This window comes from Amycolatopsis sp. cmx-4-83 (genome assembly GCF_046548815.1).
Taxonomy (GTDB): Bacteria; Actinomycetota; Actinomycetes; order Mycobacteriales; family Pseudonocardiaceae; genus Amycolatopsis; species Amycolatopsis pretoriensis_A.
Genome location: NZ_JAEBEF010000021.1, coordinates 122,090 through 136,446, shown reverse-complemented (window position 1 = coordinate 136,446; position 14,357 = coordinate 122,090). Strand labels below are relative to the sequence as shown.

The window sequence follows — 14,357 nt, the reverse complement described above, 5'->3', positions numbered from 1 at the left end:
CCTACGTATGGTCGGCGGCATGACGATCACGCACGTGCAGTTCCTGACCCTGCCCGTCGCCGACCACGCCTGCGCGCGGGACTTCTACGTCGGCAAGCTCGGCTTCGAGGCGCTCGTCGACCGCCGCACGCCCGAAGGGGGCCGGTTCGTGCTGGTCGCGCCGAAGGGGGCGAAGACCGGGGTCGTGCTGACCGACCAGCAGGTCACCGGGATCGAGCCGGGGCCGCGCCACTTCCAGCTGCAGACCACCGACCTCGACACCGACGTCGCCGCGCTGCGGGCCGCCGGGGTCGAGCCGGAAGAGCGGCCGTGGGGGCGGGCGACGTCGTTCAAGGACCTCGACGGCCACACCCTCGGCCTGCTGCAGCCGTCGGACTTCGGCACCGTGCCGAACTGATGCCGGTCAACGACGACGTCTTCGCCGCGCTGGCCAGCCCGGCCCGGCGTGAGGTCCTGCGGCTGCTGCTGGACGGGCCGATGGCGGCCGGCTCGATCGCGGAACGGTTCGAGATGGCCCGGCCGAGCCTCTCGGAACACCTCCGGGTGCTCCGGGAGGCCGGCCTGGTCGCCGAGCAGCGGCAGGGCCGCAACCGCGTCTACCGCCTCGACGCGGCGCCGCTGGAGGAAGTCGCGGACTGGCTCACGCCGTACGAACGCTTCTGGCGGAGCAAGCTCACCACCCTGCGAGACCTGCTCGACGAAGAGGACGACCTGTGACCGACGACGATCCGACCGCGATCCACGTCGACCAGTTCCTCGCCCACCCGGCCCGCAAGGTGTGGCGCGCGCTGACCGAGCCGGACCTGCTCGAGCGGTGGATGAACATGCCCAACGACATCAAACCCGTGGTGGGACACCGGTTCCAGCTGCTGGCCGAGCCGGTGCCCGCGGCCGGGTTCGCCGGTGGCCCGGTGGCGTGCGAGGTGCTGGAGGTCGAGCCCGAACGCAAGCTCAGCATCCGCTGGGGTCCGCAGTGGACGGTCACCTGGCGGCTGGTGCCCGAAGGCACCGGCACCCGGCTGTTCCTCAGCCACGAAGGCTTCGACCCGGACGACGTGTTCCAGCGCGTCTCCCGGCGGATCATGGGCGGCGGCTGGCGCTCCCACGTGCCGAAGGCGCTGGCCCGGTTGCTGGACGCGCTGCCGGACGCGGCCCGGTTACGATCGGGTGGTGAGCCCCGCGACCGCTGATCCCGCCGCGTCCAAACCGCTGCGCGCCGACGCCCGCCGCAACCGCGCGCGGGTGCTGGAGGCCGCCGAGAGCGTGTTCGCCGCCAAGGGGACCGGGGCGCCCACGGAAGAAGTCGCCCGCGCGGCCGGCGTCGGCATCGGCACGGTGTTCCGGCACTTCCCGACGAAGGAAGCGCTGCTCGAAGCGGTGCTCTTCGCTCGGTTGCGCCGCTTCGTGGACGAGGCCGAAGCCGCCGTCGCGGCGGACTCGGCGGATCCGGGCGGCGCGTTCTTCACGTTTCTGACCAGCTGGATCGAGATGTCGAGCGCGAAAAACACCTACTTCGAGGCGCTCACCGCGGCCGGGGTCACCGTGCCGGTGTCGAAGTCCGACATCGGTGCCCGCCTGATGGAGTCCCTCGGCGTGCTGCTTTCCCGCGCGCAGGGTGCGGGCGCGGTGCGCGAGGACCTCGTCGTCGGCGAGCTGATCACGGTGATCATCGGGGTCGCGCGCGCCGCCGAGTACGCCGGCCCGGACGCGCGCCTGCGCGACCGGGCCGTGACGATCCTCTTCGACGGCCTTCGCCCGTCAGCGGGGGAGCGGCGCTGAGGCGACCGGCTCGAGCGCCGGGCGCTTCGCGGTGAGCGTGTCCCCGGAGGACTCGCCCCGCAGCCGGCGACGCACCCACGGCAGCGCGTGCTCCTGCGCCCACCGCAGGTTCTCGCTGCGCCGGACAGCGGCGCTCGGCACCTCGCGCGGCCCCAGCTCCGCGGCGGTCAGCGGGTGTTCGGCGCCGAGAGCCGCCAGCACCGCGATGGCGACCTCGGTGTGGCCGTGGGCGTTGAGGTGCAGGCGGTCCGGGGCCCACCGCCGCCGGTCGCGCAGCTGCCGCATCGCCCACATGTCCACCAGCAGCGCACCGTGCTTCGTCGCGATGGCGCGCACGAACTCGTTGTAGATCGCGACCCGCCCGCGCATCTTGCGGAAAAGCGCGTCCTCGACCCCGTCGACCCCGGTGAACAGCACCAGCCGCGCCCCGGTCGCCCGGATCCGCGCGACGGCGGCCTCGTAGTCGACCATCAGCGCGTCGATGTCGACCTTGGGCCGCATGAGATCGTTGCCGCCGGCGTAGAGGGTGACGAGATCGGGCGCCATGGCCAGCGCGGGCTCGAGCTGCTCGCCGAGGATCTGCGGCATCAGCTTCCCCCGGATGGCGAGGTTGGCGTACCGGAACCCGGGCTCCCGCGCGGCGAGCTGTTCGGCGACCCGGTCGGCCCAGCCACGCACACCGTTCGGGTAGGCGGGATCGTCGTCACCGACACCTTCGGTGAACGAATCCCCCAGGGCCACTAAGCGCTTGCTCATGTCGTCAGTCTAAGCAAACCCGCCGCGGCCATCGCCGGGCACCCGAGCCGGCCCTCGTCAGGCGTTGACCTGCCGCGCCCGGTGGTCGGCCACGTGCACCCGCGTCGCGCACCGGGTCGAGCAGAACCGCCGGCGACCATTGCGGGACGTGTCGACGTACGCCACCTCGCAGCCTTCGCGGCCGCAGATACCCAGGCGGTCCGGGGCCTCGCACACCAGGTGCGCCAGCCCGCCCGCGGTGTACGCGCGGACCCGGCCGACCGGCCCGGCGTCCTCCGCCGAGTAGTGCAGGTGGGGCGGCTTGCCGTCGTGGCTGGTGATGTACGGGCGGCACGCCGCTTCCGCGAGCAGCGTGTTGACCAGCTCCGGGCGGTTTTCAGGGCGCGCGGCGAACACCGGCCTCAGGTGGTGGGCCCAGTCGGCGATGCGGGTGGCTTCGTCGTCGGTCAGCGCCTGGATCGCCATGCCGTTGCCGACCATGCCGTCCAGGAGCTCGCTCGCCGACCCGGCGTTCACCAGGTCCGCGGCCACGAGCGCCGCCGGGCCGCCGTAAGGGTTGAAGTGCACAAAGTCATTACAGCACGATCGGGGGTATGGACGTCAACCGTTGCCCCCGCTGCGGCTGGCCGCTCGCCGAACTGCCGGCGACCGCGGCCCAGCGCGCCTCCCACCGGCTCGACTACGTGCGCTGCGTCTGCGGCAGCTGGCTCGCCCGCCTCGACGGCGAAGTCGTCGGCGCCACCCGGCCGGCCCGGTGACTCAGAGGTCGAGCGCGCCCGCGGCGTTGTCGTTCCACTGGTCGACCCGGCGGATGTACTCGTAGAGCGCGCGGCTGCCGCGCACCCAGCGGCCCTGGTCGGCGATGGCGAGGTCGTCCGCGCCGGCCCGGCGCGCCTCGGTCGCGAACCCGGACCGCAGCGAGTGCCCCGTCACCGGGTACGGCAGGCCTGCCCGGCCCCCGGCCCGGGTCAGGATCTGGTTGACGCCGGTGGTGCTCAACGCGGGTTCGCCGACGTTGCCGTGCCGGTCCACCCGGCGGAACGCGGGGCCCTCGCTGATCCCGGCGCCGGAGCGCCACGCGTGCCACGCCCGCACCGGGTCCGTTTCCGGGCTTTCGCGGCGCGGCACGACCATGTCGCCGGTGCTCTTGCCGTGCCGCACGGTCACCGCCAGCCCCCGGTCGTCGACCGGCTCGACGTCGGTGACCAGCAGGTTCGCCAGGTCCGAGCAGCGCGCGGCGATCGGGAACCCGATCAGCAGCATCGCCCGGTCGCGGGCGCCGGCGAGGGTGTCCGGGCAGGCGCGCGACATCGCCCGCAGGTCGGCGAGGGTCACCATGGTGGCCTTGCCGCGCCCGCGCTGGACGCCCTCCCGGGCGAGCCGCTGCCGGTACCCCTTCAACGCGCGCCAGGCGGCGCGGCTCGCTTCGGGGTCGACGACGACCTTGTGGTGCCGCAGCCCGGCGAGCGCCCCGGTGAGCCGCCGCTCGATCGTCGACGGCGCCGCCGGCGCGGCCCGCTCGGGCACTTCGGGCACGGCGCGTTCGTCCGGGCGCAGCGTGCGCCCGCGTTCGAGCCACACGACGAACCCGGTCAGCGCCCCGATCGTCGCCGACAGCGGCGGGATCCCGGCCTCGGCGGTGTAGTCCTGCCACACCTGCCAGTCCTGGGCGTAGGCCTTGAGCGTGTTGGGCGGCCGCTGCCCGTCGACGTGCCGCGCAGCGGCTTCGTCCAGCAGCGCGAGCCGGTCCTGCGGGCCGGCGGCGGCGAGGGCGACGTCGGTCACCGGTTCCAGGTCGGGCACGCGCCGAGGTTACGGGATGTCGATCTCCGCGGGCAGGAACCGGTCCAGGGCGTCGGCCACCTCATCGGGGCGTTCGAGCGGCTGGATGTGCGGGGCGCCGGGAACGACTTCCAGCTTCGCGCCGCCGCCGATCCGCGAGGCGACGGCGGCCATGCCGTCGATGGTGATCGACGCGTCAGCCTCACCGGCGAGCGCCAGTGCCGGCGCCGGGAAGCCGCGCAACCGCCGGAAGACGTCGAGACCGCCGTAGCCGCGCCAGATCGATGCCCACGTGACCGGGTCGAACGAGGCGAGGCACTCGCGGGCGTAGCGCACGCCTTCGGTGTCCGCTGCGAGCCCGGCCGCGGTGAACCACCGTTCGAGCGTCGGCCCGACCAGTGCGGCCATGCCCTCGGTTTCGGCGATCCGCGCGCGGTCCTCGAACGCCGCCGGGACCGGCCGGTCCGGGGCGCCCAGCAAGGTCAGCGAGGCGAAGCGGCCGGGTGCGGCGACGGCGGCGGTCTGCGCGATCGCCCCGCCCAGCGACAACCCGGCGACGTGGGCGATGCCGAGCTCGAGCGCGTCCAGCACCGCGACGAGGTCGGCACCGGTGGCGGCCATGGTGAACGGCAGGGGCGCGCCGGCGGCGGAACCGTGCCCACGCACGTCGTAGGCGAACACCCGCCGGCCGGTGGCGAGCCGGTCGAGCACCGGGTCCCACATCCGGCGGTCCAGGCCGAGCGAATGGACGAGCACCACGGCGGGGCCGCGGGTGCCGCGGGCGGTCACGGTGGTCTCGTGGTCGGACGCACGGATCTGCACACCTTGATCTTGCCGGTCGTGTCCACGGAAAATGCGCCGGACGCTGTCGATCCGGCCGGTCTCCGTTCGTATCAGCGGTGAAGGCACCGAGGAGGACGACGTGAAGCAGTACCTGCTCAGCATCTACCAGCCCGACGGCCCCACCCCGCCCGCGGACGTGCTCGACGGGATCGTCAAGGAGCTCGACGCCCTGAACGCCGATCTCAAGGCGGCCGGGGCGTGGGTGTTCGCCGGGGGCCTGCACCCGCCCTCGACCGCCACCGTGCTGCGGGCCCGGGACGGCGACACCCTCGTCACCGACGGTCCCTACGCCGAGGGCAAGGAACACCTCGGCGGATTCACGATCATCACCGCGCCCGACCTCGACGCCGCCCTGGTCTGGGGCGGGCGGCTCGCCGACGCGGTGGCACCGCTGCCGGTCGAGGTGCGACCGTTCAGCGGATGAGGGTCGAGGACGTCTACGCCGCCGAGTACGGGCGTGCGGTGTCGGTGCTGGTCCGGGTCTTCGGGGACATCGACGTCGCCGAAGAGGCGGTGCAGGACGCGTTCGCCGAGGCCGTCCGCCGGTGGCCGGCCACCGGGTTCCCGCCGAGCCCGGCGGGCTGGATCATCACGACCGCCCGCAACCGCGCGGTCGACCGCCTGCGCAGGGAGGCCGCGCGGGCGGACAAGTACGCCCAGGCGGCCCTCGTGCACGCCGAAGCCGAGCCCGTGGAGGAGGGCGCCGTGCCCGACGACCGGCTCCGGCTGATCTTCACCTGCTGCCACCCCGCGCTGGCCCGCGCCACCCAGGTCGCGCTGACGCTCCGGCTGCTGGGCGGCCTCAGCACGACGGAGATCGCGGGCGCGTTCCTGATCCCCGAACCGACGATGGCCCAGCGGATCGTCCGCGCGAAGAACAAGATCCGCGACGCCGGCATCCCGTACCGCGTCCCCCAGGACGCCGACCTGCCCGCGCGGCTGTCCGGGGTGCTGAGCGTGCTGTACCTGATCTTCAACGAGGGCTACGCGGCGAGCACGGGGGAGCACCTGGTCCGCGACGACCTGTGCGAGGAAGCGATCCGGCTCGCCCGCGCCCTCGCCGGGTTGATGCCCGACGAGCCGGAGGTCTGGGGCCTGCTCGCGTTGCTGCTGCTCAGCCACTCACGACGAGCCGCCCGCACCACCCCGGACGGCGACCTGGTGCTCTTGGGCGACCAGGACCGGTCCCGATGGGACACGGCGTTGATCGCCGAGGGCCAGGACATCGTCCGCCGTTGCCTGCGGCGCAACCAGCCCGGCCCGTACCAGATCCAGGCGGCGATCCAGGCCGTCCACAGCGACGCGCCGACCGACTGGACGCAGGTCAAGGCGCTGTACGACCAGCTGCTGGCGGTCACGCCGACGCCGGTGGTGGCGGTGAACCGCGCGGTCGCGGTCGCCGAGGTCGACGGTCCGGCGGCGGGTCTGGCGTTGGTCGAGGGGCTCGATCTGCCGCGCTTCGGGCTGTACCACGCGATCCGGGCGGATCTGCTGGACCGGCTGGGTCGCGCGGGGGAGGCCGCCGAGGCGTACGCGGCGGCGATCGAGCTGACGGGCAACACCGCCGAGCGGGCGCTTCTGGAGCGCAAACTCGGCGTCTCCGGGCGTCGCGGGTAGCCCACCCAGTTTTCGAGGGGCCGATTCGGCCTCCAGAGGGTTCTGAGTTGGGATATGTAACCTTATCCAAACTCAGCCACGCGTTTAGATATCTTCTGATTTTGAACAGTTGCTTTTAGTTCTGATCAGAAGCTTTGGTAGGGTCCTGATCATGACGGAAGACGCTGGTCAGATCCGGGTTTGCGAGTACCGGCGGTGCGGGGCGCCGCTGCCGCCCGCGGTGGGGCGGGGAAGCCGGGCTCGGTTCTGCCAGGACGGGAAGACCTGGGGGCGGCGGAACCTCAACTGCCGGGACGCCGAAGCCGTGCTGGCCGACGCCGAGTCGCTGCGGGAGAGCGACACCGAACTCGACGACACCGCCGTCACCGCGCTCGCCGGGCAGGTCGACCGGGTGCTCGAACCCGCTCGCGGGCTCGTGGAGACACTCACGACGCTGCGCCACCAGCTCGAGGCGACGACCGCCGCCGCCCTCTCCGAACGGGATGCGGCGCTGGCCGAGGCCGACGAACACCGCCTGCAGCGCGGCCGCGCCGAAGCCGCCGCCGCTCAAGACCGGGACGAGGCCGAAGCGGCCGTCGAAGCGGCGGCCGCGGCCGAGAAGGAAAAGGCCGCCGCGCTGCGGGAGCGGGACGAGGAGCGGGCAGCCCGGCGCGCCGCCGTGCAGGAGCAGCAGCGGGCCGAAGGGCAGCTGGCCGCGGTCCGGGACGAACTCGCCCGGGTCGCCGATCGTGCCGACGCCTCCGCGGCACTGGCCGGCGAGCGTGCAGCCGCGATCGCCGCGCTGACCGCCGAACTGGCCGCCGCCCGGACCACCGTCGACGAGGAACGGGTTCGCAGCCAGGCCGCCGAGGCGCGGACCGAAGCAGCCGAAAGCCGCGCGGACGCCGTTCAGGCACGCCTCGACGCCGTGCGCGAAGACCACGTCAAGGCGGTCGCCGCGCAGGAGGAGCGGGCCCGCGTCGACGCCGAGCGCCTGCGGGCCGGGTTCGACCAGCGGCTCGCCGAGGCGCAGGCCGCGCACGAGCAGACCGTCCGGTCGATGCACGAGACCACCACGAACCTCGGCGCCGAACTGCGCACCGCGCTGACCCGGGGTGACGCGGCCGAGCGTGAACTGGCCCGGGTGCTCGCCGTCGTCCGAGAGACGCCAGAGCTCCCCGAAACACTTAAGCGGTTACTTGACCAATCGGCCGAGCGAGCCTAACTTAAGTAGATGCTTAACCATGAGGAGTCGCTGGACCTGGTGTTCCGCGCCCTGGGCGACCGGACGCGGCGGGCGCTGGTGGAGCGGCTCGTGCGCGGGCCGGCGTCGGTCAGCGAGCTGGCCGAGCCGCTGACCATGTCGCTGCCCGCGGTGGTGCAGCACCTCCAGGTGCTGGAAACCGCCGGGATCGTGCGGTCGGAGAAGGTCGGCCGCGTGCGCACCTGCCGGATCGAACCGGAGGTGCTGCGCGCCGGCGAGCACTGGCTGGGACGGCAGCGCACCACGTGGGAGGGCAGGCTCGACCGGCTCGGCGACTTCCTCGCCGGGCCGGGGACCTCGGAAGGGAGCACGTCATGACCGTCAAGCACGCCACCTTCACCCTCGAACGCAGCTACCCCGTGCCGCCGGAGCGGGTGTTCGCCGCGTGGGCGGACCCGGCCGCGAAGGCCCGCTGGTTCGTCCCCGCCGGCACGCACACCCTGGACTTCCGGGTCGGCGGTACGGAAACCGTCGGCGCGACGGGGCCGGACGACACCAAGCTGAGCGTCACCTCGACGTACCACGACATCGTGCCGGACCGGCGGATCGTCTACGCCACGACGCTGAGCGGCGACGAGGTGCTCGCCACGGTCTCGATCACCACGGTCGAGCTCGAAGCCGACGGCGGCGGCACCCGGCTGGTCCTGACCGAGCAAGGCACCTTCCTCGACGGCGCCGAGGAGCCGCAGTGGCGCGAGCAGGGCACGGGCGACTGGCTGGACCGCCTCGGCGAGGCGCTGAAGTGACCGCCGCGCTGATCGAAGCCCGGGTCGCGGCCGTGGCGGCGAAGGACGTCGAGGCCCTCGTCGCGCAGTACGCCGAGGACGTCACGCTGTTCGACGCGGTCGGTGCGTTGCGGGACCGGGGGCGCGACGCCGAGCGGGCCCGGCTGGCGCGGTGGTTCGGCGCCTACCGCACGGAAATCGGGATGAAGATCCGGGACCTCGAGGTGGTCACCGGCGGCGATGTCGGGTTCGCGCACTACCTCTACCAGGTGGAGGGCACCATGACCGACGGCACCGAGGTGTCGATGTGGGTGCGCTCCACCGTCGGCTTCCGGCGGGATGACGACGGCTGGAAGATCGTGCACGAGCACAGTTCGGTGCCGTTCGACGCCGCCACCGGAGCCGCGCTCACGACGCTGGTTCCCGCGTCCGGTACTGCTGCGGGCTGACCCCGAACTCGCGCTTGAAGGCCGTGCTGAGGGCGAACGCGCTGCCGTACCCCACCTGGCGGGCGACCGAGCCGATCGTGGTTTCCCGGTGCTGGCGCAGCAGGTCCGCGGCCAGCGCGAGGCGCCAGCCGGTCAAGTAGGCCATCGGGGTCTCGCCGACCGCCACGGCGAAGCGGCGGGCCAGTGCCGCGCGGGAAATGCCGGTGGCCGAGGCGAGTTCGGCGACCGTCCACGGCTCGGCGGGCTGGTGCTGCAGCAGCCGCAGCGCCTGGCCGACGACCGGGTCGTCCTGGGCGCGGTACCAGGCCGGTGCCGCGGTGTCCGGCCGGTCGAACCAGGCTCGCAGCGCCGCGATCAGCAGCAGGTCGAGCAGCCGGTCGAGGACGGCTTCCTGGCCCGGTACGTCCCGCCCGATCTCCGCGGCGAGCAGCGCCACCAGCGGGGTCGGCCAGTCGGCCGCGCGCAGCACGATCAGGGCGGGCAGTGCCGCCAGGAGCCGTTTGCTCAGCTCGCCTTCCATCGTGTACGTCCCGGTGAGCAGCACGACCGGGCCGTCGGTGCTGTGGCCCCAGGTGCGGACGCCGAGGCCGGTGAGCTCGGTGAGGTGCCCGCCGTCGGGGGTGCGGCACTCCTGGCCGGGCAGGATGATCGCCTGCGGCGGGGTGCCGAGGTGGTCGGCGACCAGGTACGGGTCGGGGCCACGGGCGATCGCGACGTCGCCTTCGCCCAGCGAGACCGCTTCGCCGGCGTCGGGCACGATCCACGCTTCGCCACGGACCACGGCCACGACGGTCAGCGGTGCCCGGTCTTCGATGCGCAGCGCCCACGGCGGGGTCATGACCGAGCGCAGCAGGAACGCGCCGTGGGCGCGGGGGCCGTCGAGGAGGGCGGCGAGCGGGTCCATGATCGTGAGTGTAGACGCTGGAACATGCGATCGAGGCTCTGAGCTATGGAGAGTCTCACCGCGGGCCGGTTGACTCACGGCCATGACAACGAACTACTTGGTGGTGGGCGGGACCGGCAAGACCGGGCGCCGCGTGGCGGACCGGCTGCGGGAGCGCGACCTGCCGGTGCGGATCACCTCGCGCCGCGGTGCGCCGCCGTTCGATTGGAGTGACCGCGAGACCTGGAAGCCGGTGCTGGACGGCGTCGACGCCGTCTACCTGACCTACTACCCGGACCTCGTGGTGCCGGAGGCGGCCGGTGACATCCACGCGTTCGCCGAGCTGGCCGTGGCGAGCGGCGTGCGGCACCTGGTGCTGCTCTCCGGCCGCGGCGAGGAAGAAGCCGAAGCGTGCGAGCAGATCGTGCGGGACGCCGGCACCGGCTGGACGGTTCTGCGGTGCAGCTGGTTCGCGCAGAACTTCAGCGAGCACTTCCTCCTGGACGCGGTGCGCGGCGGCGAGATCGCGCTGCCGGCGGGCTCGGTGACCGAGCCGTTCGTCGACGTCCGCGACATCGCCGACGTCGCCGTGCGGGTGCTCACCGAGTCCGGGCACACCGGGCGGCGGTACGAGCTGACCGGTCCGCGGCTGCTGAGCTTCGCCGACGCCGCCGCGGATATCTCGGCCGCCTCGGGGCGAGATGTCCGCTATGTTCCGGTTTCCACGGCGGAGTTCGCCGCTGGCGCGGCCGCCCAGGGGGTGCCGGAGGAGGAAGCCGGTGCGTTGGTCGAGCTGTTCGGCCGGGTGCTCGACGGCCGCAACTCGACGCTGACGACCGACGTCGAGCGGGTGCTGGGCCGCCCGGCGACCGACTTCGCGACCTACGCCGAAGATGCCGCGGCGACTGGGGTCTGGGTCCGGTGAAGGAGAAGGGGAAACCGATGTCCACTGTGGTGCTGGTGGCCGCGCTGGTCGCGGCCGGGCTGATCGCCGGGCTGTTCTACGCCTACGCCTGCTCGGTGCTGCCCGGTTTGGCGCGGGGCGACGACAAGACGTTCGTCGAGGGCATGCGGGGGATCAACGTCGCGATCGTGAACCCGGTGTTCCTGCTGACGTTCCTGGGCGCGCCCGTGCTGGCGGGCGTGGCGGTGTTCCTCGACACCGGCGCGCGGCCGTGGGTGATCGCCGGGTTCGTGTTCCTGGTGGCGATGCTGGTGATCACCGGGGTGGTGAACGTCCCGCTCAACAACGCGCTGGACGCCGGCGGTGACGACTACGCGGTGGTACGGGCGCAGTTCGAGGCGGTGTGGGTGCGCTGGAACGTGGTGCGCGCGGTGGTGAGCACGGCCGGCTTCGGCTGCCTGGTCGCGGCCGTGCTCACCCGGCGCTGATCAGTCCGCGACGCGGAAGAGCAGGTCGGTCACCCACTGCGCGGGGTCCGGCACTTCGAGGGGGTTGCTGCGCAGCACTTCCAGGCGGCAGCCCCACTCTTCGCCGCCGGCCGCTTCCCGGCGGTCCCATTCGATGCCCTCGGTGGCGCCCCACTCCAGGACCGACGCCGTCGCGGCGGCCAGGCCGTCCGGCGCGCCGACGTAGGTGTCGAGGACGTACCGGCCCGCCGGGAGCTCGTCGGGGAAGGCCGGGTCGTCCACCTCGACCTCGCCATCGACGGGCACGCCGGCTTCCACGGTGAACCGCATCCCGGGGTGCAGTACGCGGTAGCGGAAGAACGGCGCTCCCGCCAGGGCGACGCCGCGGGCGGCGAGGCCGCCGATCAGCGGCGGCAGCCGGTCGGCGATGCGCGGGAACTCCGGGATGGCGACGGTGGCGCGCTCGGCGACGTAGCGCTGGGCCGGACGCTGGACGATCGTGGGCATCAGGCGAAGTCCGCCGGTCCGAGCATCGGGCGGACCTCGATGCTGCCGTAGGTGGCGGCGGGGTGCTCGGCCGCGATTTCGAGGGCTTCGTCGAGGTCGTCGCACTCGATGACGACGAAGCCGCCGATCTGTTCCTTGGCCTCGGCGAACGGCCCGTCGGTGAGCAGGACTTCGCCGTCGCGGACCCGGATCGTCGTGGCTTCCGACGGCGGGCGCAGGCCACCGCCACCGTGGATCTTGCCGCGGCGTTCGAGGTCCTCACCCCAGCCGCCGCAGCCGTCGTCCTGGTGCTCCTCGGCGCTCTCGTCGCCGGCGATCATCAGCAGGTACCGCATGTCAGCATCCTTCCAGCACGGCGCGCAGGCGCGCGGCGAAGGCGGCCGGCTCGGCTTCGAAGCCGCCGTGGTCGCCGGGGAACGGTTCGGCGGTCAGCCCGAGGTCGGCGGCCAGGCCCAGGCCCGCTTCGTGGGCGGGCAGGCCGGCGGACTTCTCCCCGACGCCGACGACCAGCCGCGCGGACGTCGCCCGCAGCGCGTCGAGGTCGGGCTCGTAGGCGCCGATGGCGGCCATCAGGTGCCCGAAGAAGTAGGCGAAGTTGCCTTCCATCACCTTCATGCGGGCGAGTTCTCCGGGTGTGGGGTCGGTGGGCGGGGCGATGTCGAACCCGGCCATCTCCATGAACGCGGCGATGGCGGCGCCGATGCCGTGCTCGCGGTAGATCGCCGGGATGTCCGGGCCGTCGAGGACGTCGGGGCCGAGGTACCGCGTGACCGGCGGTTCGTGCAGCACGACGGTACGGACCTGGCCGGGGTGGCCCACGACGTGCTCGAGCAGCGTGATGGCGCCGCCGCTGCTGGCGAAGACGTCTGCCGGGCCGAGTTCGGTCAGCAGGCGGTGCACGTCGTCGGCGTGTTCGCGGATGGTGTCGGGCCCCGGCTCGCCGTGCAGCGGGCTGCGGGAGATGCCGCGGGGGTCGTAGGTGACGACGGTGTGGTCCTCGGCCAGGAGCGGCCGGATCGGGGCGAACATGGTGGAGTCGGCCGCGCCGCCGGGCACGAGCAGCAGGACGGGGCCGCTGCCGGTGACGTCGTAGGTGAGGGTGGCGCCAGGAACGTCGAGGGTGGTCATGGGGTCTCCTCCGGTCGGGGTTCGTCCTCCCGACGAACGGGATCGCCCCGGATGGACAGCGTCTCCGAAATTCTTCGCGTGAGGTACGCCCGCTCGGCGTCGGTGGGCGCCAGCTCGCGGGCGGCGGTGTAACTCCGCACGGCTTCTTCGCGGCGGCCGAGCCGGCGCAAGAAGTCGGCGCGGGTGGCGGGCAGCAGGTGGTAGCCGCTCAGGTCCAGTTCGTCGAGCAGGGCGAGGCCGGCCGCGGGGCCCTCGGCCATGCCGACCGCGATGGCCCGGTTGAGCTCGACGACGGCGCTGGGGACGAACTTGCGCAGCTCGCCGTAGAGGCCGGCGATCTGGGGCCAGTCGGTGTCGGCGGCGCGGGCGGCGGTGGCATGGCAGGCGGCGATGGCGGCCTGCACCTGGTACGGCCCGGGCCGGCGGCGGCGCAGCGCGGTCTCGAGGAGCTGCGTGCCTTCGGTGATCGCCTCGGTGTCCCAGCGGGTGCGGTCCTGCTCTTCGAGGGGGACGAGCTCGCCGCCGGTGCCGACGCGGGTGGCGCGGCGGGCGTGCTGGAGCAGCAGCAGTGCGAGCAGGCCGAGGGCTTCGGGTTCGTCGGGCATCAGCCCGGCGAGGACGCGGGCGAGCCGGACGGCTTCGGCGGCGAGGTCGGGGCGTTGCAGGTCGGGTCCGGCGCTGGCGGAGTAGCCCTCGTTGAACGTCAGGTACAGCACGCCGAGCACGGCGTTGGTGCGTTCGGGCAGCAGGTGCGCGGGCGGGACGCGGTAGGGGATGCGGGCGTGGCGGATCTTGCGCTTCACCCGCACGAGCCGTTGCGACATGGTCGCTTCCGGGACGAGGAAGGCGCGGGCGATCTCGGCGGTGGACAGGCCGGCGAGGGTGCGCAGCGCGAGCGCGACCTGCGCTTCGGTGGCCAGCGCGGGGTGGCAGCAGGTGAAGATGAGCCGCAGCCGGTCGTCGGTGACGCCGCTGTCGTCGTCGGGGGCTGCGGTGTTTTCGGGGACGTGCACGCGGCCGGCCTCCTCGAGCTTGGCGGCGCCCACGGCGTCGCGGCGGAGCCGGTCGGTGGCGCGGTTGCGGGCGGCGGTGGTCAGCCAGGCGCCGGGCCGCTTCGGGACGCCGTCGCGGGGCCAGGTGCGCAGGGCGAGGGCGAACGCCTCCTGGGCGCACTCCTCGGCCAGGTCCCAGTCGCCGGTGACGCGGATGAGCGTGGCCACGACCTGGCCCCACTCTTCGCGGAACGCTGCGGCGACCGCGGTCTCGACGTCCAC

The 14,357-nt window shown here is 73.3% G+C and carries 22 protein-coding genes; 13 read left to right on the top strand and 9 right to left on the bottom strand.

Features of this window, described 5'->3' with window-relative positions:
* Nucleotides 1–19: 19 nt before the first annotated feature.
* The 4 genes from ACLJQM_RS45505 to ACLJQM_RS45490 are packed head-to-tail and all read left to right on the top strand — an operon-like array spanning nt 20 to nt 1,779.
* Nucleotides 20–397 carry a VOC family protein gene (locus ACLJQM_RS45505; protein WP_410636338.1) on the top strand — a complete coding sequence of 126 codons (378 nt, stop codon included), beginning with the start codon at nt 20–22 and terminating at the stop codon, nt 395–397.
* Entirely contained in the window at nt 397–717 is a 321-nt protein-coding gene (locus ACLJQM_RS45500; protein ID WP_247023359.1) for a metalloregulator ArsR/SmtB family transcription factor, read from the top strand. The genes ACLJQM_RS45505 and ACLJQM_RS45500 overlap by 1 nt, the downstream gene beginning before the upstream one ends.
* Entirely contained in the window at nt 714–1,190 is a 477-nt protein-coding gene (locus ACLJQM_RS45495) for an SRPBCC family protein (RefSeq protein ID WP_410636337.1), read from the top strand. The genes ACLJQM_RS45500 and ACLJQM_RS45495 overlap by 4 nt, the downstream gene beginning before the upstream one ends.
* Complete coding sequence (locus ACLJQM_RS45490; RefSeq protein WP_410636336.1) at nt 1,171–1,779, top strand: TetR/AcrR family transcriptional regulator; 609 nt, start codon at nt 1,171–1,173, stop codon at nt 1,777–1,779. Before ACLJQM_RS45495 ends, ACLJQM_RS45490 begins: the two co-directional genes overlap by 20 nt.
* Here ACLJQM_RS45490 and ACLJQM_RS45485 read toward each other — a convergent pair.
* Together ACLJQM_RS45485 and ACLJQM_RS45480 are read right to left on the bottom strand one after the other, a co-directional pair.
* A complete protein-coding gene (locus tag ACLJQM_RS45485) occupies nt 1,759–2,535 on the bottom strand; it encodes an SGNH/GDSL hydrolase family protein (RefSeq protein WP_360782489.1) in 777 nt (258 codons plus the stop codon). The genes ACLJQM_RS45490 and ACLJQM_RS45485 overlap by 21 nt on opposite strands.
* Before the next feature lie 57 nt (nt 2,536–2,592).
* On the bottom strand, nt 2,593–3,102 hold the full coding sequence (locus tag ACLJQM_RS45480) for a CGNR zinc finger domain-containing protein (RefSeq protein WP_410636335.1): 510 nt from the start codon (nt 3,100–3,102) through the stop codon (nt 2,593–2,595).
* A gap of 26 nt (nt 3,103–3,128) precedes the next feature.
* Here ACLJQM_RS45480 and ACLJQM_RS45475 point away from each other — a divergent pair, with 26 nt between their 5' ends.
* Nucleotides 3,129–3,293 carry a hypothetical protein gene (locus ACLJQM_RS45475; protein WP_166640695.1) on the top strand — a complete coding sequence of 55 codons (165 nt, stop codon included), beginning with the start codon at nt 3,129–3,131 and terminating at the stop codon, nt 3,291–3,293.
* Nucleotide 3,294: 1 nt separating this feature from the next.
* On the opposite strand, the gene ACLJQM_RS45470 is transcribed toward ACLJQM_RS45475, so the two are convergent.
* A complete protein-coding gene (locus ACLJQM_RS45470) occupies nt 3,295–4,338 on the bottom strand; it encodes a site-specific integrase (RefSeq protein WP_410636334.1) in 1,044 nt (347 codons plus the stop codon).
* A gap of 9 nt (nt 4,339–4,347) precedes the next feature.
* The gene (locus ACLJQM_RS45465) at nt 4,348–5,139 is read right to left on the bottom strand and encodes an alpha/beta fold hydrolase (protein ID WP_247023353.1); all 792 of its coding nucleotides are present in this window, start codon (nt 5,137–5,139) and stop codon (nt 4,348–4,350) included.
* Between the two features lie 100 nt (nt 5,140–5,239).
* On the opposite strand from ACLJQM_RS45465, the gene ACLJQM_RS45460 reads away from it, so the two are divergent.
* The 6 genes from ACLJQM_RS45460 to ACLJQM_RS45435 all read left to right on the top strand — a co-directional run bounded on the left by ACLJQM_RS45460 (nt 5,240) and on the right by ACLJQM_RS45435 (nt 9,194).
* On the top strand, nt 5,240–5,584 hold the full coding sequence (locus ACLJQM_RS45460; RefSeq protein ID WP_410636333.1) for a YciI family protein: 345 nt from the start codon (nt 5,240–5,242) through the stop codon (nt 5,582–5,584).
* On the top strand, nt 5,581–6,777 hold the full coding sequence (locus ACLJQM_RS45455; RefSeq protein ID WP_410636332.1) for an RNA polymerase sigma factor: 1,197 nt from the start codon (nt 5,581–5,583) through the stop codon (nt 6,775–6,777). Before ACLJQM_RS45460 ends, ACLJQM_RS45455 begins: the two co-directional genes overlap by 4 nt.
* Nucleotides 6,778–6,928: 151 nt before the next feature.
* A complete protein-coding gene (locus ACLJQM_RS45450; RefSeq protein ID WP_410636331.1) occupies nt 6,929–7,981 on the top strand; it encodes a hypothetical protein in 1,053 nt (350 codons plus the stop codon).
* Between the two features lie 9 nt (nt 7,982–7,990).
* Nucleotides 7,991–8,338: an ArsR/SmtB family transcription factor gene (locus tag ACLJQM_RS45445; RefSeq protein ID WP_360782511.1), complete on the top strand. Its 348-nt coding sequence runs from the start codon at nt 7,991–7,993 to the stop codon at nt 8,336–8,338.
* A complete protein-coding gene (locus tag ACLJQM_RS45440; protein ID WP_410636330.1) occupies nt 8,335–8,766 on the top strand; it encodes an SRPBCC domain-containing protein in 432 nt (143 codons plus the stop codon). The genes ACLJQM_RS45445 and ACLJQM_RS45440 overlap by 4 nt, the downstream gene beginning before the upstream one ends.
* The gene (locus ACLJQM_RS45435) at nt 8,763–9,194 is read left to right on the top strand and encodes a YybH family protein (protein WP_410636329.1); all 432 of its coding nucleotides are present in this window, start codon (nt 8,763–8,765) and stop codon (nt 9,192–9,194) included. Before ACLJQM_RS45440 ends, ACLJQM_RS45435 begins: the two co-directional genes overlap by 4 nt.
* Here ACLJQM_RS45435 and ACLJQM_RS45430 read toward each other — a convergent pair.
* A complete protein-coding gene (locus tag ACLJQM_RS45430; RefSeq protein ID WP_410636328.1) occupies nt 9,154–10,098 on the bottom strand; it encodes an AraC family transcriptional regulator in 945 nt (314 codons plus the stop codon). The two genes, ACLJQM_RS45435 and ACLJQM_RS45430, sit on opposite strands and share 41 nt — an antisense overlap.
* Before the next feature lie 82 nt (nt 10,099–10,180).
* Between ACLJQM_RS45430 and ACLJQM_RS45425 the strand changes: the two genes are divergently transcribed.
* Together ACLJQM_RS45425 and ACLJQM_RS45420 are read left to right on the top strand one after the other, a co-directional pair.
* Nucleotides 10,181–11,002, top strand: coding sequence for an NmrA family transcriptional regulator (locus tag ACLJQM_RS45425; RefSeq protein ID WP_410636327.1), 822 nt, complete (start codon nt 10,181–10,183; stop codon nt 11,000–11,002).
* Between the two features lie 17 nt (nt 11,003–11,019).
* Entirely contained in the window at nt 11,020–11,469 is a 450-nt protein-coding gene (locus tag ACLJQM_RS45420) for a DUF1772 domain-containing protein (RefSeq protein WP_410636326.1), read from the top strand.
* On the opposite strand, the gene ACLJQM_RS45415 is transcribed toward ACLJQM_RS45420, so the two are convergent.
* From ACLJQM_RS45415 to ACLJQM_RS45400, 4 genes are read right to left on the bottom strand one after another with little or no spacing between them, the layout of a single operon-like run.
* Nucleotides 11,470–11,955, bottom strand: a complete 486-nt coding sequence (locus tag ACLJQM_RS45415; RefSeq protein WP_410636325.1) for an AraC family transcriptional regulator — start codon at nt 11,953–11,955, stop codon at nt 11,470–11,472. It abuts the gene before it with no gap.
* A complete protein-coding gene (locus ACLJQM_RS45410; RefSeq protein ID WP_410636324.1) occupies nt 11,955–12,290 on the bottom strand; it encodes a YciI family protein in 336 nt (111 codons plus the stop codon). The genes ACLJQM_RS45415 and ACLJQM_RS45410 overlap by 1 nt, the downstream gene beginning before the upstream one ends.
* A gap of 1 nt (nt 12,291) precedes the next feature.
* Nucleotides 12,292–13,083, bottom strand: a complete 792-nt coding sequence (locus tag ACLJQM_RS45405; RefSeq protein ID WP_410636323.1) for an alpha/beta fold hydrolase — start codon at nt 13,081–13,083, stop codon at nt 12,292–12,294.
* Complete coding sequence (locus tag ACLJQM_RS45400; RefSeq protein WP_410636322.1) at nt 13,080–14,357, bottom strand: RNA polymerase sigma factor; 1,278 nt, start codon at nt 14,355–14,357, stop codon at nt 13,080–13,082. Before ACLJQM_RS45400 ends, ACLJQM_RS45405 begins: the two co-directional genes overlap by 4 nt.